The organism is Nocardia yunnanensis (genome assembly GCF_003626895.1).
In the GTDB taxonomy this organism is placed as follows: domain Bacteria; phylum Actinomycetota; class Actinomycetes; order Mycobacteriales; family Mycobacteriaceae; genus Nocardia; species Nocardia yunnanensis.
The window spans coordinates 5,756,422-5,774,493 of the sequence record NZ_CP032568.1; the positions used below are offsets into that span (position 1 = coordinate 5,756,422).

Annotated in this window: 20 protein-coding genes and 1 pseudogene; 10 read left to right on the top strand and 11 right to left on the bottom strand. The window is 67.9% G+C overall.

The genetic code is table 11. The features are described from left to right. Positions 1 to 6 precede the first annotated feature (6 nt). The gene (locus D7D52_RS27195) at positions 7 to 1,023 is read right to left on the bottom strand and encodes a GlxA family transcriptional regulator (protein WP_120740824.1); all 1,017 of its coding nucleotides are present in this window, start codon (positions 1,021 to 1,023) and stop codon (positions 7 to 9) included. A gap of 137 nt (positions 1,024 to 1,160) precedes the next feature. Between D7D52_RS27195 and D7D52_RS27200 the strand changes: the two genes are divergently transcribed. Then, positions 1,161 to 2,447, top strand: a complete 1,287-nt coding sequence (locus D7D52_RS27200; RefSeq protein ID WP_222932931.1) for an MFS transporter — start codon at positions 1,161 to 1,163, stop codon at positions 2,445 to 2,447. On the opposite strand, the gene D7D52_RS27205 is transcribed toward D7D52_RS27200, so the two are convergent. The 3 genes from D7D52_RS27205 to D7D52_RS27215 form a co-directional block, all read right to left on the bottom strand. Next, complete coding sequence (locus tag D7D52_RS27205; protein WP_246023320.1) at positions 2,415 to 2,897, bottom strand: MarR family winged helix-turn-helix transcriptional regulator; 483 nt, start codon at positions 2,895 to 2,897, stop codon at positions 2,415 to 2,417. The two genes, D7D52_RS27200 and D7D52_RS27205, sit on opposite strands and share 33 nt — an antisense overlap. A gap of 87 nt (positions 2,898 to 2,984) precedes the next feature. Then, on the bottom strand, positions 2,985 to 3,605 hold the full coding sequence (locus tag D7D52_RS39485; protein WP_246023321.1) for a hypothetical protein: 621 nt from the start codon (positions 3,603 to 3,605) through the stop codon (positions 2,985 to 2,987). Positions 3,606 to 3,952: 347 nt separating this feature from the next. Continuing rightward, the gene (locus D7D52_RS27215; RefSeq protein ID WP_246024071.1) at positions 3,953 to 4,303 is read right to left on the bottom strand and encodes a DUF3099 domain-containing protein; all 351 of its coding nucleotides are present in this window, start codon (positions 4,301 to 4,303) and stop codon (positions 3,953 to 3,955) included. 181 nt (positions 4,304 to 4,484) lie between these two features. Here D7D52_RS27215 and D7D52_RS27220 point away from each other — a divergent pair, with 181 nt between their 5' ends. Next, entirely contained in the window at positions 4,485 to 4,718 is a 234-nt protein-coding gene (locus tag D7D52_RS27220; RefSeq protein WP_120740830.1) for a DUF3039 domain-containing protein, read from the top strand. Between the two features lie 446 nt (positions 4,719 to 5,164). Here the strand turns inward: D7D52_RS27220 and D7D52_RS40205 are convergent. Both D7D52_RS40205 and D7D52_RS27230 read right to left on the bottom strand, forming a co-directional pair. Then, positions 5,165 to 5,380, bottom strand: a pseudogene (locus D7D52_RS40205) (hypothetical protein); the annotation flags it as partial. A gap of 224 nt (positions 5,381 to 5,604) precedes the next feature. Continuing rightward, on the bottom strand, positions 5,605 to 5,817 hold the full coding sequence (locus D7D52_RS27230) for a hypothetical protein (protein ID WP_120740834.1): 213 nt from the start codon (positions 5,815 to 5,817) through the stop codon (positions 5,605 to 5,607). A 274-nt stretch (positions 5,818 to 6,091) separates the two neighbouring features. Here D7D52_RS27230 and D7D52_RS27235 point away from each other — a divergent pair, with 274 nt between their 5' ends. Both D7D52_RS27235 and D7D52_RS27240 read left to right on the top strand, forming a co-directional pair. Next, positions 6,092 to 6,811 (top strand): FadR/GntR family transcriptional regulator, encoded by a 720-nt coding sequence (locus D7D52_RS27235; RefSeq protein WP_120740836.1) that lies wholly within the window; start codon positions 6,092 to 6,094, stop codon positions 6,809 to 6,811. A gap of 114 nt (positions 6,812 to 6,925) precedes the next feature. Continuing rightward, the gene (locus D7D52_RS27240; protein ID WP_120744508.1) at positions 6,926 to 7,759 is read left to right on the top strand and encodes an alkylmercury lyase family protein; all 834 of its coding nucleotides are present in this window, start codon (positions 6,926 to 6,928) and stop codon (positions 7,757 to 7,759) included. A 24-nt stretch (positions 7,760 to 7,783) separates the two neighbouring features. On the opposite strand, the gene D7D52_RS27245 is transcribed toward D7D52_RS27240, so the two are convergent. Next, complete coding sequence (locus D7D52_RS27245; RefSeq protein WP_246023323.1) at positions 7,784 to 8,410, bottom strand: maleylpyruvate isomerase family mycothiol-dependent enzyme; 627 nt, start codon at positions 8,408 to 8,410, stop codon at positions 7,784 to 7,786. Between the two features lie 155 nt (positions 8,411 to 8,565). Between D7D52_RS27245 and D7D52_RS27250 the strand changes: the two genes are divergently transcribed. Further along, positions 8,566 to 9,291 (top strand): TetR/AcrR family transcriptional regulator, encoded by a 726-nt coding sequence (locus tag D7D52_RS27250; RefSeq protein ID WP_120740840.1) that lies wholly within the window; start codon positions 8,566 to 8,568, stop codon positions 9,289 to 9,291. Between the two features lie 29 nt (positions 9,292 to 9,320). Here the strand turns inward: D7D52_RS27250 and D7D52_RS27255 are convergent, their stop codons facing one another. The 4 genes from D7D52_RS27255 to D7D52_RS27270 form a co-directional block, all read right to left on the bottom strand. Further along, positions 9,321 to 9,722 (bottom strand): VOC family protein, encoded by a 402-nt coding sequence (locus D7D52_RS27255; protein WP_120740842.1) that lies wholly within the window; start codon positions 9,720 to 9,722, stop codon positions 9,321 to 9,323. Positions 9,723 to 9,913: 191 nt separating this feature from the next. Then, the gene (locus D7D52_RS27260; RefSeq protein ID WP_120740844.1) at positions 9,914 to 10,369 is read right to left on the bottom strand and encodes a response regulator; all 456 of its coding nucleotides are present in this window, start codon (positions 10,367 to 10,369) and stop codon (positions 9,914 to 9,916) included. After that, the gene (locus D7D52_RS27265) at positions 10,366 to 11,952 is read right to left on the bottom strand and encodes a sensor histidine kinase (protein ID WP_120740846.1); all 1,587 of its coding nucleotides are present in this window, start codon (positions 11,950 to 11,952) and stop codon (positions 10,366 to 10,368) included. The genes D7D52_RS27260 and D7D52_RS27265 overlap by 4 nt, the downstream gene beginning before the upstream one ends. Next, positions 11,949 to 13,163, bottom strand: a complete 1,215-nt coding sequence (locus tag D7D52_RS27270) for a PP2C family protein-serine/threonine phosphatase (protein ID WP_342775199.1) — start codon at positions 13,161 to 13,163, stop codon at positions 11,949 to 11,951. Before D7D52_RS27270 ends, D7D52_RS27265 begins: the two co-directional genes overlap by 4 nt. A 285-nt stretch (positions 13,164 to 13,448) precedes the next feature. On the opposite strand from D7D52_RS27270, the gene D7D52_RS27275 reads away from it, so the two are divergent. From D7D52_RS27275 to D7D52_RS27290, 5 genes are all read left to right on the top strand, one after another. After that, positions 13,449 to 14,699 (top strand): GAF domain-containing protein, encoded by a 1,251-nt coding sequence (locus D7D52_RS27275; RefSeq protein WP_120740848.1) that lies wholly within the window; start codon positions 13,449 to 13,451, stop codon positions 14,697 to 14,699. Between the two features lie 123 nt (positions 14,700 to 14,822). After that, positions 14,823 to 14,978 carry a DUF6131 family protein gene (locus D7D52_RS38040; RefSeq protein ID WP_162958577.1) on the top strand — a complete coding sequence of 52 codons (156 nt, stop codon included), beginning with the start codon at positions 14,823 to 14,825 and terminating at the stop codon, positions 14,976 to 14,978. 151 nt (positions 14,979 to 15,129) lie between these two features. Continuing rightward, entirely contained in the window at positions 15,130 to 16,464 is a 1,335-nt protein-coding gene (locus D7D52_RS27280) for a DUF1003 domain-containing protein (protein WP_120740850.1), read from the top strand. A 252-nt stretch (positions 16,465 to 16,716) separates the two neighbouring features. Then, on the top strand, positions 16,717 to 16,935 hold the full coding sequence (locus D7D52_RS27285; RefSeq protein WP_120740852.1) for a DUF6480 family protein: 219 nt from the start codon (positions 16,717 to 16,719) through the stop codon (positions 16,933 to 16,935). Between the two features lie 10 nt (positions 16,936 to 16,945). Beyond that, positions 16,946 to 18,013: an NAD-dependent epimerase/dehydratase family protein gene (locus D7D52_RS27290; protein ID WP_120740854.1), complete on the top strand. Its 1,068-nt coding sequence runs from the start codon at positions 16,946 to 16,948 to the stop codon at positions 18,011 to 18,013. Positions 18,014 to 18,072: the final 59 nt, after the last annotated feature.

Sequence of the window (18,072 nt, forward strand, 5' to 3'; positions counted from 1 at the left end):
TCTCGGTCAAGCGGTCTCCAGCGTGTCACGGGTGCGGAAGGTCTTGCGGTAGGCCAGCGGCGGCACGCCCAGCTCCACGCGCATGTGGTGGCGCAGGGAGGCGGAGGTGCCCATGCCCGCGCTGCGCGCCACCTCGTCGATCGGCAGGTCGGTGGTCTCGAGCAGGTGCCGGGCGTGGCGGACCCGCTGCTGCAGGATCCACGCACCCGGCGCCATCCCCGTTTCGGCCTTGAATCGGCGGGTGAAGGTGCGCACGCTCATATGAGCATGCGCGGCAAGCGAGTTCAGGTCCAGCTCCCGATCCAGATGATGCAGCGCCCACCGGCGTGTCGGCGCGGTCCCGTCGCTGCCGGCCGCCGGCACCTGTCGTTCGATGAACTGCGACTGCCCGCCCTCCCGCCACGGCGGCACCACGCAGTAACGGGCCGCGCCATTGGCGACCGCGCTCCCGTGATCGGTGCGGATCAGATGCAGGCACAGGTCGATGCCCGCCGCCAATCCCGCTGAGGACCAGACGTTTCCGTCCTGAACGAACAACTGATTCTCATCCAGCAGCACCTCGGGATAGAGGGCGCGGAACCGCTCGGCGAACTGCCAGTGGGTGGTCGCGCGGCGGCCGTCGAGCAGGCCCGCCGCGCCGAGCACGAACGCACCCGTGCAGATGGAGACGATGCGCGCGTCCGGGCGGATGGTGGCGAGTGCGGCGGCGACCGGCTCGGGCAGGAGGCCGTCCTGTCGCGGCTGGGGGATCCGGGTGCCGGGCACGATCACCGTATCGGCGCGGGCCAGCAGTTCTGGACCGAATTCGGGGACGATGGCGTATCCGCCGGTGGAGGCCACTGCGCCGGAATCGATTCCGCAGGTGTGGACCGTGTAGAGCGGATTGCCGTCCGCGTCCAGGGCCGAGCCCAGCACCACGGGCGGGATCGCCATGTCGAATCCGACGGTCGGTTCCAGCACCAGGACGGCGACGAGATGCGGGGTCGGCACGGTACTCCCTTCGATGGCCGGATCTTGACGCATTGTGTCATTCTGGCCACTCGTGGGGGAAGCGCTTTTCGGTCACGCTCTGTCGGGTGAGCGAATTGAAGGACGAGCTCGAACCGGAGGGAACCCGAGTTCCGGTCGATCAGAACAGCTTCCAGGGACCGGCGGCCGGGGTGGCCGCGACGCCGCAGGGTTCCTCCCGACTGCTGCATCCGGCCTGGATCGTGGCCGCGGTGAGTTTCATCGCGCTCATCGGGGCCGCCGGGTTCCGCTCGGTGCCGGGTGTGCTGATGGAGCCGCTGCACGAGGAGTTCGGCTGGTCGCGCGGCACCATCGGGGCGGCGGTGTCGGTGAATGTGCTGTTGTACGGGCTGATCTCACCGTTCGCGGCGGCGCTGATGGACCGGTTCGGCATCCGGCGGGTGGTGGCGTGCGCGCTGGTGCTGATCGCGGGCGGTAGCGGGCTGACGGTGTTCATGACCCAGACCTGGCAGTTGATGGCGACCTGGGGTGTGCTGGTCGGCGTGGGCGTGGGATCGATGTCCATGCCGTTCGTGGCCACCATCACCAGCCGCTGGTTCGTGGCGCAACGCGGTCTGGTCACGGGTGTGCTCACCGCGGCCGGTGCGACCGGGCAGCTGGTCTTTCTGCCGCTCATCGCCGCGCTGGCCCGCGATCACGGCTGGCGCACACCGTCTTTGGTGGTGTCGATCACCGCGCTGGCGGTGGTGCCGCTGGTGCTGTTGTTCATTCGCGACTTCCCCAGCGATGCGGGGATCCGGGCGTACGGGGCGGAGCCGGACAGTGAGGTCGGGGTGCGCACCCCGGCGTCGGGCGGAGCTGCCCGTGCGCTCACGGTCTTGGCGACGATCACCCGCAAACCCGTGTTCTGGCTGCTGGCAGGCGGTTTCGCCATTTGTGGAGCATCGACCAACGGGTTGATCGGCACCCATTTCGTCAGCGCCGCCCACGATCACGGCATGCCCGCCACCACGGCGGCGGGCTTGCTGGCCACCGTCGGCATCTTCGATGTCGCCGGGACCATCGCCTCGGGCTGGCTCACCGACCGCTTCGACTCCCGCTACCTGCTGGTCGTCTACTACACCCTGCGCGGCACCTCATTGCTGTATCTGCCGATCCTGTTCGGTCCGGACGTGCATCCGACCATGTGGGCGTTCATCATCTTCTACGGCCTGGACTGGATCGCCACCGTCCCGCCGACGGTCGCGCTGTGCCGCGAGCACTTCGGCGCGGACGGACCGGTCGCCTTCGGGTGGGTGTTCGCCTCCCACCAGATCGGCGCGGCCCTGGCCGCTTTCGGCGCGGGCGCCATCCGCGACGCGCAGGGCAGCTACACCATGGCCTGGTTCATCGCCGGTGGGCTGTGCGCGCTGGCGGCGGTGTTGTCGGCGTGCATCCGGATGCCCTCATGGGCGCGGGTAGGGGTCCAGCCCGCGTAGTCGTTGGCGGTGGGTGCGCTGGAGTTCGCCGACGCGGGTGAGGAAGCCCGCGATCAAGGCGAGTTCCTCGGGGTCGTACCAGTCGAGCATGGCCGTGTAGCCCTCGTCGATCAGGGGTTCGACGAGTTCCTGGACGCGGCGGGCGGCGAGATCGGTGGCCACCACGACCACGCGGCGGCGATCGGTGGGGTGCAGCGAGCGCGCGACATAGCCCTGCTTCTCGAGGCGGTTGAGCATGATCGTCGCGCCCGCGGCGGTGAGGCCCAGGCGTTCGGCCAGCAGTCCGGGTGTCGTCGGCTCCCCGAGCAGCACGATTTCCAGTGCGCGACGGTCGGTTTCGTTGACCCGCAGCACCCGGATCACTTCTCGGGCGAGGTCCTCCAGGGTCCCGTGATAGAACTCGAGAGCTCGTCTGAGCTCGACGGCGATCCGGGCAGGTTCGGTTGACATCGGAGGCATAGGATCCCACCCTCGTCAGAGTGGACCGGGCTGTTACGAGCAGCTCGGTCCACGTTTCGTCCGTCCAGTGGCCTGCGGTCAGCTCACCGTCGTGGTGGTGAGGGTCGGCGACGGATTCGGATAGCACGCGGTCGCGACGCCGCCGATCCACTGCACGTTGGTGGTCATGGTCATGCCGGGGCTGGCGTAGCTGGTACCCGCGTACTTGCTGGTGATCGGGGTGCCCGGGCTGCCGGCGGTGACATTGATGGTGACCGCGGGCGGCGTGAAACTCGTGCCCCCGGCGATCGGACCCGGAACGGTCAGCACGACATTCCCGCCCGAGGTGGTGACCGTGCCCGCGACGGTGCCGCCGGACGCCGTGGCCGAGACCAGCGTGGAGTTCGCCGGCGTCGGGAAGATCATCTTCAGATTGCTGACGCTGGTCACCGTGAAGCCGGACGCCGAACTGGGAACCGACGAGGAGCCGGGCGTCAGCGTGATAGCCACCGCCGACCCCGCGGCCGCCGAACCGGGCGCGGTTCCGGTGACCGTGGTCGCCATGCTCGAGGTCTGCCCGATGCCGAAGATGGTGCCCTGGCAACTCCAGTTCACGTTCACCGGTGCGGCATTGGCGGGTGCGGCGAAACACAGGGCGGTGGCCAGTGCCGCCGGGGCGGCGATGCCGGCGCGAACCAGCATGGATGTGGTCGAACTCATGACTATCTCCAGATAACGTGAATCATCGGTGAGGCTCGGTATGCGGGCAGCACCTCAAGGGGTTTAAAATGTGACCTGTTCACATCTGAGTGGGCTGTAATCGTAAATAACAGTTTGGCATCGAAGATTGGTGTGCGGCGGATAGCCGCAGCTCAGTGGCCATCTTGTGGGGTGAGGCGCGGCCCATTCGCGCCAATGCCTTCAGGGAATTAGCTTTCCAGGTTGAATATTTAACTGCGGATAATGACCTGTAAAACCGTGGCGTTCGGTCTCATTTTCTCCGCGAGAATTCTCGCGGAGAATTGCCAATCCGAATTGATCGCGGAACGAATCCGCGGCTCGTGTCTCTATCCGTCGATGGCCTTGTGGTTCCCGGATTCCAGCGCCTTCTGATCGCGCCGCCCGTCCCAGCGACTCGGCTCGTCCTTGCGGCGCGGCGGGCGGTCGTTGGCGCCCAGCACCGCGATCCACGGCAGGGGGATCGAGACGCCGATGATCAGCAGCGACAGCCACCAGCTGTGCCAGATGCCATACGCCGCGGCCGCGCCGATCAGGCAGGGAATGCGGAACGACATGATCATGATGTAGCGCCGCACCCGCGCCCGATGCTGCTCCTCGAGCGAGGTCTGCGCCTCGGTGATCAGCGCCGGATGCTTCTGCTCACCCGGAAAGTAGCCCTCCGATTGACGCGGCGGCATCGGTATCGCACCGGCGGGGTGGAATTCGACGTCGGGGCGATCCTCGCCGCCGGTGCCCTCGGCCTGAGATTCGCCGTCACGCTGCATACCCCGAGTCTTCCACTACACAGCGTCGGATGCACACGCCCACCCTGTCCGGCCCTTCTACGCACCCCCGCCCCACCCCTGGCATCATGGACGGGTGAGCGCAGACACCCTGGTACGTCCCGACGAGACCGTCGACGAGTCCACCGACAACGACACTCCCAAGGTCTTCCACTACGTCAAAAAGAACAAGATCGCCGAATCCGCCGTCATGGGCACCCACGTAGTAGCCCTCTGCGGCGAAGTCTTCCCGGTCACCCGTTCCCCCAAACCCGGCTCCCCCGTCTGCCCAGACTGCAAACGCATCTACGAGATGATGAAGAAGGATTGACCGTTTCCCGCAGGTCAATGGGGTGGTGACTGCTGAGCTATGCCGCCGGGTGCCAGTTTGGTGCTGTTTTGAGGGGATTCAGGGGTGAGCCGGTCGGCTGTGGCGGACCTGGCCGCATCACCAGATCAGAACAGCGGAGATACTGCGCCGATCTGATCGACGTCAGCGCGGGCTGATCCGATTGGAGTCAGCCGCGCCGACTACAACGACGTTGTACTTCGCTACCGCGACAATGGGTTCCGGCGACGACTCGCCGGCCGGACGACGCCTGTGCTGATCCGTTGTCTCCCTTGCCGATGGGGTGGTCAGTGTCGGCACAGCCAGTCGGTGCCGTAGTGGCCGGCGTTTCCGCGGTCGAGGTGTACCCAGGTGCCGTCGCCCTCGCATGGGGCGCCTTCCACTCGGCCCTGGTCGGGGCCCGGAGTCGGTGGGGTTGTGGTCGTCTGGGGAACGGTGGTGGTGTCCGGCGAATTGCTGTCGGGGCCCGCGCCGTGGTTGGGGTTGGTGCAGATGGTGCCCTCGCAGGGGACCCAGGTGCCGTCGCCGTTGGGGTTGGGGATGGCGTTGGGGCCGATGTAGCTGCCCAGGGGGCAACCCGGGTCCTGGTTCTTGGCGCAGTATTCCGCGCTCAGGCCGTTGCCGGTGGAGCCGTCGGCGCCGCGGCGTTCGGCGCTGGAGGTCGGGTGCGCCGGCGCGGTCGACGTCGGTGCCGCAGTCGAAGTAGCCACGGCCGCAGTGGTTTTCGATGTGGAGGTCGGTGCTGGGCTGGTGGTCGAATCGTGCGAGCATGCCGCGGCGCTGAAAACGATGGCGACTCCGGCCAATACAGTCAGGGTGCGCTTCACCGGTCCTGCCTTTCTCGCGAAAGCCGTTGAGGGGGAGTGGTTCAGGAGCAGAACAGCGGCTGGATGGAATTGGCCAGCGGTAGCAGTGGGCTGGACTGGCCGCCGGTGGCCTCGATCAGCAGTATGGCGGGATACGAGAAGACCGCGCAGGCGGGCCCGGGCGGGGGTGGGGACGCCTCGGCAGTTCCCGCGGAGACCGCGACTCCCGCGATCACGGTGGCGCTGGCCAGCGAGGCCCACAGTAGTTTCCGCATGCTCGATCACCTTCCTGAGTTCCACGCCGGTTGGGTAACTGAATGATTGCTTAGTTGGCGTGATTCCAAGTTGACGATAGCCGTCTGATGTTTGTCAACGATGCCCGTATGTGACGTATTAGCAGATGAAAGCCTGTAACGCTGAGCTGGTGGGCAACCGTCTAGCGTGAAACCGCCCCGATTACTGGGAGGTGACGGCGCGAGGATTATGTAGAGTTCAAACGTCCGATGTCTGCACGGGGCGCGGCTGGCGTCCGGAAAGGGGACGGGCGCCATGGCTGAACTTGCCAGGCCGACGCGGGTGGCCAATCTGTCGCAGCAGGTGGCCGATGAGTTCGCGCGCCGCATCGTCTCCGGCGACTGGCCGGTCGGCGCGAAGATCCCGTCGGAGCCGGAGTTGATGGCCGCCCTCGGGGTGAGCCGATCGACCGTGCGTGAAGCGGTGCGCTCCCTGGTTCATGCGCGCATGCTCGCGCCCCGTCCAGGTGATGGAACGTATGTGCTGTCCTCGAGCACTCTCGAATTTCCGCTGCTCGACCGGGTTGCCAACGCCCGACCGCGAGAAGCGATGGAGTTGCGTGCGATGCTCGAACAACGCGCCGCCCGGCTGGCCGCTCATCGCTGTACAGAGCTGCAGGCCAAGGGATTACGCGGCGTGCTTGCCGAAATCGAACACGCCGCTGAACATGCGCAGACATTCCAAGAGTTCGCGACCGCGAGCATGGCCCTGTTCGCCGCGCTCTCGGAGATCGCGGACAACTCCATGCTCGCCGAGGTCTATCAGCTGACGTTGAAGGCACTCGGCGGGGAGCCGCCCGCGCTCGAGTGGAATCGCGCCATCGGCGAACGCTGCCTCGCCCATATGACGGCCATCGTCGATGCCGTCACCACCGGCGATCCGGACCTCGCCGAACGCGCGGTCAGGAGTGCCGAGCAGGAAATGCTGTTTCACCTCGGTGGCAGCTTGGAGAGTCTGGACCATCCCGCGCTCTAGATCCCCGGAATCCGGTTGGCATCGAAGGCTCATTGACACCGCCCTGCGAAAAGTGAACACTGATCGCATAGTAACCAATGCACGCATCGGTGTGCTGGCGCAGTGGAGGCATCCATGAGTGAACTCTCCGACCGCACTCGCGCGATTCGAGAACGAATCATGCACCAGGTCCGTGACCGCGGTACCGCGCCGAGCATCGCGGATCTGCGCGCCGAGTTCGGAATTTCCGACGCGGAATTATCGCGTGACCTGCTGGCTCTGGAAGGGGCCATCTGTGTGGCGCGCCAGGACGAGGAGCATGCCGACAGCACAGTGTTTCAGGGTGAACAGTTGAGCGAGCCGCAGCCGCCGTTGGGTGAGTTGGTGTACGCGCGTCCATTCGCGACCTTCGCCAACCACTATCGGGTCAGCGTCGATGGCCGACAGCACTGGTATGCCGAGTGCGCCGTCGAGGCATGCGCGACCTCAGGTCAGTTTCCCGGTGCGGAGGTGGTCGTCGAGTCGCTGTGCCGACAGACGAAACAACCGGTGCGCCTCGTCGGACGAGACGGTGTCCTGCTGGACTATTCGCCCAAGACGCTGCGCGTCCATCTCGGATACCCGCTGCGCGAAATGCCCCACCGCGTAGTGGGCTGGTGCGACTACAACAGCTTTTTCGCCAGCGAGGAGGCTGTCGACCTGTGGCGCCGAGACCACCCGGAGGTAAACGGCATCACCCGCTCACCGGACCAGATGTCGCACCTGATCGCAGACTTTCTCGGGCGCGGCAGGCTGGATTACGAGTATCAGCCGACATTCCCGCTCTCGACAGTGGTCCGAAACCTCCGTCGATTCGGTCTTGCGCGGCCGGGACTGCCGATCCTCGACCCGTTCTGGGCGCCGACGCTTCCCATGGCCCGGGATTGGAAACGGCGCGGGATGGGCTTCTACTACCGGCTCCGCCCCTGATGGCCGCTGTGGCCGCCGGACCGCTCAGCCCAGCCGGTTGCGCAGAATCTGGACGCCTTCACCGCTGAGGTCGTCGAGAGCTGCCCGGCGGCCGGCGCCGGCCAGAATGATCGCCTCCCCGGGGCCCTGAACCTCCGGGCCGTGGCCCTGAGTCCAATCCACGTCCGTCGCCGTCAGGCGCAATCCTTTGGTGCGCAGTCCGGTTCGCAGGAACGGGTCCGGGTGGCGCAGCACGGTGCGGAGCCGATCCTCAGGGACTTTGCGGTCGCGCCCGAGGGGGCGCCGAATGTCCTGGTGGTGAACAAGTAGGTCGGCCAAGGCCACGCGCGGGAGAGTCGTGGCCGCCAGGCCGCCGCCGATCGTCGCTTCGAACCGGCGCAGCAGTTCCGCGGTGGTCATCGACTGTGCGCGACGCACATACAGATCGTTGAGCTTGTCCGCCGAGCCGCGAGCCCGCAGGAACTCGAAACCGTAGGTGAGCGGAGGAGTCGCCTCGTAGAGCAGGTGCGCGATCACGTCCCGCACACGCCAACCGAGACACAAGGATTCGCGTTCCCACTCCTGTGTAGTGAGCTCGCGCAACAGATTCGCAAGGTCGGTGCGCTCCTGCACGATCATCGACCGGACAGCGCTCGCGTGAGAACGTGGCATGTCATCGACCCCTCGTCGGGGGTGCGCCCCCACGTTTGTTGTTCACCGATCAGACCCCGAACACGGCCTACACTACGATGTGAGAATAGCGTTCGCAATGTAATCGTTGATCACGTTGGCTTGCAGTCCCGGTCCTTGATTCGGAGGGAGATTCGATGGTCGGCGAGGCGGGCGGTGCGACCGCCGGTGCGGTGACTCGGCGCGCCGAGCGGCGTGCAGAGACCGTTGCCGAGATCAAATCTCTTGCCCGCCAACAACTTGCGGAAAACGGAACCGGCGGGCTGTCGCTGCGCGGCATCGCCAGGGAGATGCGGATGTCGCCGGCGGCCATCTTCCGGTATTTCGAGAGTCAAGCAGCGCTGATCACCGCGCTGTGCGTGGACGCTTACAACAGCATGGCGGATTCCATACATGCGGCACAGGACGCCGGCGGACCCGATCCGTCGAGGCGGTGGCGGGCGATCTGCGGTGCGGCCCGCAGTTGGGCGCTGGCCAACCCTTCGGATTTCGCCCTGATCAACGGCACCCCTATTCCGGGTTATCACGCAGCGCCCGAAGAGACCGGGCCCGCGGCGGGACGCATCATCGCCACTGTCGCCTCCGCGTATCTGTCGGCGATCGCCGCAGGTGCCGCCGATCCGGCCCGGTCCGACGTCCCTCCGTTGGCCGCCGGCCCGCTGCTGGTCTCGATGGTGGCCGACACCGAACTGTCGGACTCACCCGTGCCCGGTGTCATCATCAACGCTTGGTCGTCGATCCTCGGCTTCCTCGCCTCGGAGATCTTCGGAAGTTTGCGCGCACTGGTCGCCGATCCGGACACTCTTTTCGAGGCGCATGTGACAACAGTGATGCGCGGCATGGGCTACGAGGCCGTGCTCTAGTCGACCGACCGCCGTCTAGCGAATCGCGTTCACCAGCCGACCGTTTGGTTGATGGCGATGAGGTTTCCGTCGGCGGCTTTGAGGACTGCGAGGCGGTTTCCGGGCATGTCGACGATGCCGGTCGCGGGATCGCCGTTGACTACGCGGGCGGTGCCGATCTCGGCGAGCGAACCATCGGCGATCTCGCCCAGGGCGGTGGCGCCGGCCGCCACCATCGACGCGTGCGCGGCGGCGATGTCACTCACGGTCCAGAACGGGAGTGGGTGGCGTACCCAGGGTTTGGACGACAGTGCGATACCGATGGCGTACATCGCGTAGTCCGGGGTGCGGAAGACAGGCTCGGCGCCGAGCATTGCCGTGAAGGTCGCGACGCTCGCGTCCAGATCCGCCGCGGGGTAGACGGCGTTGGCGAAGCCTGTGGGTACGCTCACGGGAACTCCTTGCTGGTATCGAGCCACGCCCGATAGTGATGATCAACTTCATCGAATCTACCGGCACCCCCCGACAACAGCACCCCTCCGCCGCAGGCTCACCGATCATCACGGGCGAGGCCGAATATGCCTGGGGCCGCGGACAAGTCGGAGCGTCGCGCAACCCGATCGGAGAGCTCGGCCGGGCTCGGCTACTGCTGGTCGAAGGACCGGGGCGGGAGGCGGACTACCTGGACGAAGAAGTCGTCGATTTGTTTGATGGCTGCCATGAATTGGTCCAGGTCCACCGGTTTGGTGACGTAGGCGTTGGCGTGGAGGGCGTAGCTGCGGAGGATGTCTTCCTCGGCGGCGGAGGTGGTGAGGACGACTACCGGGATGGAGGCCAGGTCGGAGTCGGATTTGATTTGCGCGAGCACTTCGCGGCCGTCGTATTTGGGGAGGTTCAGGTCGAGCAGGATGAGGTCGGGGCGTGCGGCGTCGGCGTACGGTCCGCGCCGGTACAGATAGTCGAGGGCCTCCTGGCCGTCGCGGCACACGTGCAACTCGTTGCCGATTTTGTTGTCCTCGAACGCTTCCCGGGTCATCAGCTCATCGGCGGGGTCGTCCTCGACCAGCAGGATGTCGATCGGCCGGCGAGTGTCGGTCATGAGCGAGGGCCTTCCGGTGCGGGGACGGTGGGCTGACTGCTGAGAGTGAAACAGATGCGGGTGCCGTCGTGGTAGTCGGTGTCGACCCAGATGCGGCCGCCGTGATGCTCGACGACCTTCTTCACCAGGGCCAGGCCGATGCCGGTGCCTTCGTATTCGGTGCGGTTGTGCAGCCGCTGGAAGATGACGAACACCTTGTCGGCGAATTCGGCGTCGATACCGATCCCGTTGTCCTGCACCGTGAACAGGTATCCGTCGGCGTCGGGTTCGCAGGTGATCAGGATTTCCGGCGTCCGGTCGGGGGCCCGGAACTTGATGGCGTTGGCGATCAGGTTCTGCCACAGCATCGTCAAAAGGGTTGGCTCGCCGACGATTTCGGGCAGCTGCTCGGGCTGGGTGATGCGAGCGCCGGTGTCGTCGATGGCGGAGGTCAGGTTGGCGAGCGCGCGCTGCAGCGGTTCGCCGAGCGCGATCGGGCGATCGCCGTCGGTGACGCGGCCGACGCGGGAGAAGATGAGCAGATCGTTGATGAGGATCTGCATGCGTTTGGCGCCGTCCACCGCGTATTCGATGTACTGGGTGGCGCGTTCGTCCAGCTGGCCGGAATACCGTTTCTCCAGCAGCTGGCAGAACGAGGCCACCTTGCGCAGTGGTTCCTGTAGATCATGGGAGGCCACGTAGGCGAATTGTTCGAGTTCGCCGTTGGAGCGCCGCAATTCGACCGCCTGCGCCTCCAGTGCCGTCGTCTGTTCCGCGAGCAAGGTTTCCTGGGCGCGGGCCGCCTCCAGTTCGGAGACGATGCGCCGGCGCATGTCCTCCACCGCGGTGGCGACGGCCGCGATGTCGGCAGGGCCCTGGGCGTCGATGCGGAAGCCGAAATCGCCGCCGGCCACGCGCAGCGAGGACTGGGTGAGGTACCGCAGCGGCCGGTCGACGAGCCGTCGCAAAAGCACCGTGAGCACCGCGCCGGTGGCCACGAAGGCGATCAGCAGCGCGATCAGCACACTGTTGCGCACCAGGCGGGCGTGGTCGAGCCGATCGGTGTCGGCGCGCACCGCCTGGCTCAGGTGCTGGTTCTGCGCGGCGAACAGCGTCCGGATGCGATCGAAGATCTGCTTGCCCTGGCCGGTGGTTCCGCTCGCCTGGGCGTCGGTACCCGTAAGCAGCGGCGTCACATAGCTGGCACGCCACTGCTCCACCGCCTGCTCGATGCCGTCGATGTCTCTGGTGAGCTGGTCGTCCTTGTCTCCCAGCAGCTTTCGAAGCTCCTGCGCTTTCCGCTGCTGGGTGTCGAGGCCCGCGGTGTAGGGATCGAGGAACTGCCGGTCGCGGGTGATGGCGAAGCCCCGCACGCCGGTCTCCTGATCGAGCAGCGCCGACTGGAATTCCAGGGCCGTGCGCTGTGCCGGCATCGTCTGGCCGATCAGCCGGTCGGTGGCCGCGGTGGTGGTGCGGATCACCTGCGCGGTGACCGCCGCGCCGAGCAGAACGACCACCACCATGGTCGCGATGATCGTCTGAAACCAGGCGCGCGTGGTGAATCCGTCGCGCCGGCGGGGCGCGGGGTCGGGTGTCGCTGTCATCGGCTCGCTTTCCGATACAGGTAGAGGATGGCGACATCGTCGTCGAGTCCGCCCGTCGGCGCGGCCAGCGCCTCGACCCGGGTGATGAGTTCGTCGACGAAGCGGTCGGGGTCGGTGGCCGGGATGCCGCGCGCGAGCGCGAGCAGTCCCGATTCGCCGAGGCGGTCGCGGTCGGGGCCGACGCATCCTTCGAACAGTCCGTCGGTGAACAGTGCGAGCGCGCCCGTCTCGGTCAGGTCGAGCGTGGTCTCGGGCCATTCGGCGTGGTCGGGCAGAAAACCGAGCGCGGGCCCGCCGGGCACCTCCACCCATTCCCACGCACCCGCCGTGCGCCGCAACGCTCCCGGATGCCCGGCACGCCGGATGCGCACGGTCTGTTCGCCCGGGGGCAGGGTGAGGGTGGTGGCGGTGGCGAAGGTGCGGCGATCGCCGCGTTCGGCCAGCAGCACGCGCTCCATGACGCGCAATTGCTCGGCCCCGGTGACGCCGTTGAGAACGAGTGTGCGCCAAGCCAATCGGAGCGCCACGCCGATGGCGGCGGCGTCGGGCCCGTGCCCGGCGACATCGCCCACCACGGCGTGCGCGAACCCGTCGCTGTCCTCGACCACGTCGTAGAAGTCGCCGCCGAGCAGCGCGTGGGCCTGTCCCGGCCGATACCGGGGGACGACGCCGAGGCGGGTGTCCGAGCGCAGCAGGGGAGTGGGCAGCAGCCCGCGTTCGAGGCGCGCGTTCTCCTCGGCGCGCAGCCTGCTGGCCTGTAGGGCCGCGCTGGTCCGTTCCGCCTGTTTGCGCTCGACCGCGTACCGGATCGCGCGGCCGAACAGTTCGGGTTCGACGTGGCCCTTGACCAGATAGTCCTGCGCGCCCGCGGCCAGCGCGTCGAGACCGGCGAGCTTCTCGTCCAAGCCGGTGAGCACCACCACCGCCGCGTCGGAGGTGGCGCGAATGCGGGCCAGGGCTTCCAAACCGTGCGCGTCGGTGAGATTCAGATCCAGCAGCACACAGTCGGGACGCCGGGCGCGCAGCTGCTCGACGGCTTCGGCGACCGACCGCACCCAATGCAGGTGAACGCCGGGCGCGCCGTCTTCGACCAGGGCTTCGACGAGCAGGGCATCGGCCGGGTCGTCCTCGACGAGCAGCACGTGGAAGCCACGGGTCGCCGGGGACAGGAACTGGCTGCCGGTGCCGCGGGATTCAGGTAGCACGGCCACCGTGACGACCAGACTGCCTCAAGGTGCGGAACTCCCCTCACCACCGTTGCGGCGATCGCAACGACCAACCGCTCGGCCGGTTTCTGGACCGTTGCGGCCACCAGATGCTATCCGACCGCGGCACGCGCCGCGCACATCCGCCGCGGGCGGCGTCGCCCCGCCGCGGTGGCCCCGGGGTGGCCGAGCAGGGGCAACCCCGCGAACAGTACTGTCGAGTGTGACTGATGCTCAGCTGTTTTCGGAGCGGTCGCCACAGGTGTTGATCGAGGAGAGGCAAGTCGGGACATGACTGCTGTGTCGGGTGCGCCCGCGGACGGCGTGCGCGCCGCGGACCAGGATCTGCGCGCCCTGTTCGGCCGGGCGCCCGCCTTCTTCGCCGAGCTGACGGGCCCGGCGCACCGGGTCGAGCAGGCCGGGCCGGGATTCTTCGACGCTTTCGACGCCGAGGCGGATCGCCCCGGCCAGCCACTGGCGGAGTTGCTGGGGGATGGCGGGCACGAGCTGATCGCGCTGCTGGACCGCGTCTTTCACACCGGAGCGGTCGAGACCGGTCCGGGGGTGCGGCTCGTGGCGGGTGCGGGCGCGCACGCCCGGACGAAGTACTTCGACCTCACCTGCGAGCCGCGACGTGACGGAACGCACCAGGTGATCGGCGTGCGAGTCGTCGGTGTGGAGACGACGCAGATCCGGCAGGCCCAGCGGTTGCTCGCCGAGCAGCGTGCCCTGGTCGAGCAGATCGCCCGCCAGGCGCCGCTCGCCGAGGTGCTCGACGGGATGGCGCGCTGCATCGAGGAGCTGTCGGCCGAGCGGGTGCTGGTCTCGGTGCTGCTCGCCGACCCCGACGGCGCGCATCTGCGTCACGGCGCCGCGCCGAGCCTGCCCGAGTTCTACAACGCGGCGATCGACGGCATCGCCACCGGTGAGGGCGTCGGCTCCTGCGGCACCGCCGCCTATCGGCGCGCCCCGGTCATCGTCACCGATATCGGCACCGATCCGTTCTGGGACGACTTCCGGGAGCTGGCCGAACAGGCCGGCCTGGCCGCCTGCTGGTCGACGCCGATTCTGGCTCGGGACGGCAGCCTGCTGGGCACCTTCGCCATGTACCACCCCACGCCCCGGGCCCCGCAGGAGAGCGATCTGGCGCTGGCCGGCGTGTTCGCCGACACCGCCGGACTGGCCATCGAACGCCACCACATCGAACAGGCCAAGGCGGCCGCCGAGGCGCGTGCCGAGGCGGCGCTGGCCGCCGAGCAGCGGTTGCGCGCCGAGGCCGAGCAGCGTGCCGAGGCCGCCGCGGAACTCGCGGCGCGGGTGCGGGCCGCCGCGGCCGCCCAGGCCGCCGCCCCGCACCCCGAGCGCTGCCAACTCGGCGGTGCGGCAAGCTGTTCCGCGCCCGCCGAGATCAAGGTCGCCGACTCGTGGGGCGACTCGGCGTGGGGCTGTCTGGATCATGTCGAAGAGGTGATCTACACGGTCCGATCGGTGTTCATCGCCAACGAGGAACTCGGTGGTCTGGGCGCCTATCTCGGGCGGTGACCGCCGATCCGCTTGTGCCGGAAGCGGAATGCGCGCTGTGACGGATGCGACAGCGAGGGTTTGAACCTCGGGATGCCGGGAATTGGCCTGTTTGTCGCAATTTCGTCTGTATAAGGAGTGCGCATGCTCACCCTTGGAGTCGTCCTGCTCGTCGTCGGAATCCTGCTGGGCGTACCGATTCTCACCACCCTCGGCATCGTGCTGCTCGTGGCCGGCGCGGTCCTCGCGCTGCTGGGTGCCGTCGGCCGACCCGTCGGCGGGCGGGCGCACTATTACTGAGCCGGCCGAATAGATCGGTCTGCCAACGACTTCCGAGTCCTCGGCGAGCGGCGCAAGCGGACAACGCTTGCGCCGCTCGGCGCGTCCGGCCCGCGGTGGGACCGCCGAACTACAGTGGGGCGTCACGGAATCAGACAAGGAGACCCCACAGGTGAGCAGCGGCAGCCGCGCGGACGATACCCCCGACGAGGCGGGATCGCCGGTCCAGCTGGCCGATCAGCGCATGGGGGTCAACGACGCCGTCGCCGCGGTGGTGACGCGCTGGGTGGGCTCGATGCCCGCCGTCTACACGGTGCTGGTGGCGTTCAGCGGGTACACGGCGCTGGTCACCTGGTGGGGTCCGCTGCATCGCGCCGACCCCTATCCGTTCCCGTTTCTGTTGTTTCTCGACAACGTCGCACAGCTGGTGCTGTGCCTGATCATCATGGTCGGCCAGCGCGTCCTCAGCGCCGCCGCCGATCAGCGCTCGATTCAGACCTACGAGAACACCGAGTCGATCTTCCGGCAGGTCGCCGAACTGCAAGCGCATTTGAGCCGGCAGGACCGGACCTTGAGCCGGGGCCTGAGCCTGCTCGAATCGAGTCCGCACCCGTGGATCCGGCAGCACCGGGTGCGGCACCCGCCCCAGGCCGCGGATCAGGTGGTGACGCGCAACGACCGGATCGCGGCGTGGCTGACCATGCGGCTGGGCAGCGTGTGGGCGTTCTATCTGGCGGCGGGGACGCAGGTGCTGTGGATTCTGCTGGCGCAGGCCGGGATTCAGCGTTTCGATCGCTACCCGTTCCTGTTCATGACCTTCCTGTCCTCCCTGGCCCAGCTGCTGTTCATGATCGTGATCATGGTCGGCCAGGATGTGCTCGGCCGCGCGGGCGACCGCCGCTCCGAGCAGACCTTCCTGGACGCCCAAGCCATCCTGCACGAATGCCGGCGGATGGAGCAGCGGCTCATCGCGCAGGACCGCGTGCTCGACAGTCTCACCGGGTACGTCACCGCCCAGGTCGTCGAACAGCTCGCGCGGGCCGCGCACGACACCAACGAACGAGTCGCCCATCAGGCCCGGGTGCACGAGGCCATGACCACCGGCGCCGCGTCCAGCGACGCGCACGTCTTGCGCGGCTGGGAGGACCTGTCGGACACCGCACGGGAGTCCAATCGCGCGCAGGCTCGGCGCATCGGCGAAAATCTCGCTGCCATCGGCTGTTTCATGGTGCCCGCTCAGGACCCGGAACTCGACGCGATCCTCGACGACGACGAGGTGCGGCTGCTGGCCCGGGTCGAATACGACCGATGGATCCAGCAGCGCATCGGCGCGCGTGCGACCTCGTTCGACGCCGAGGACGACGCCGAACCGCTGCCCTGGGACGAGTTGCCCGATGCCGCCCGCGTCCGCCACCTGCAAGCCGCGCGGCGCATCCCAGTCGTGGTGGCACGCGCCGGTTTTCAAGTGCTGCGCGGCACGGCGGTCGACGAGGCGACCCGGGGATAACCGGGGCCGACGAGGTAGGAGTCGCGGGGATAGCCGGCGCCGACGAGCTAGGGGTCGCGGGTTCGAGAGGACTCGGTGCAGGGAGGCGACTTTTCGCTGTTCAGGTGCGCGCCATTTCTGATCGAGACGGGTTCGGATTCGATCATGGGAGCGTGGGTAGTGCCTGGGTGTGGACCCAGCGTCGTGTCCACTCCCACACTCGGCCGGGGTTGCGGCCGGCACGGCAGTGCACCGACCCACAGGGAGGCTCTCATGTCGATGGATCCCGACCCGGGGCGCATCCCCGACCTCGAACCCGGCGGGGGAGTCGCACCGGGGTCGACGCCACCGGAAAGCGGGCAGGTCTCCGGGCTCTCGGCGCCGGAACCACGCACTCGCAATCACTTTCCGCCGATGGGGATCGCCACCATCGTGATCGTCGCCCTGTTGGTGATCGCCTTCCTCGTCGTGGCCGTGGCGCTGCTGGCCTGACGGCCTCGCCATGAAAGTCATGGTCACCGGCGCCTCCGGCAGTATCGGCACGGCGGTGTTGCGGGCGCTGGCCGCCGAGGAGACGGAGCTGGTCGGTATCGCTCGGCGCGAACCCGAGCCGGTGTACCCGTACGACCGGGCGCGATGGGTGCGTTGTGATATCGGTGCGGCCGGTGCCGCGGACACGTTGCGCGCGGCCTTCGACGGCGCCGCGGCCGTGGTCCATCTGGCCTGGGCGATCCACCCGCGTTCGACGGATCCGCCGCGGCAGCGCACCAACCGGATCGGCAGCGCCAATGTCCTTGCCGCGGTGGCCGATACGGCGGTATCGCAGTTGATCTGCCTGTCCTCGGCTGCCGCGTACGCACCGGCCGGCCGGTGGCAGACCGTCACCGAGCGATGGCCGCTGCGGGGTGTGCCGGGCAGCGCGTACAGCCGCGACAAAGCCGTGCTGGAGACGCAGCTCGATCGATTCGTCCGCGCGTACCCCGCGACGCGAGTCGCGCGTCTGCGACCCGGCGGGGTGCTGCACCCGGACGCGGCGGCGGAGCTGGCGGACTGGGCGCTGCCGGCGTGGTTCCCGCGCTCGCTCATCGGCCGCACGGCCTTGCCCGTCCCGGCCTGGAAACACTTGCGGCTACAGGTGATACACGCCGACGATGTCGCCGCCGCCGTGCGTTCGGCGCTCGAGTCGCGGGCCGCCGGAGCGTTCAATCTCGCCGCCGAACCGGTCCTCACGGCCGATCGGCTCGCGCGAATCTTCGGTGGGTTCCGGCTCCCGATGTCCCGGCGCGTCCTGGCGGCGATGGCCTGGGCGAGCTGGCGGCTGGGCGCGCAACCGCTACATCCCGGCTGGCTGACGCTGGCCGATCGCGTCGCGCTGCTCGACACCAGCAGGGCGCGAACGGAATTGGGCTGGACTCCGTCCTACGACGCCGAGGCGACGGTCAGAGCCCTCGGTGCCGCACTCAGTGCCCGGCGAACCGGTGCGAGCCCGCCCCTGACGCCGGTGCGGCCGCGGCTGCGCCTCGGCGAACCGAGCCACCAGAGCCAGCGGGACCGCGCTCAGCCCGGGTGAGGACCGATTCCGGCCCGGCGATGTGACGAAGATGACCCCCGGGTTTCAACCGCTGCGGG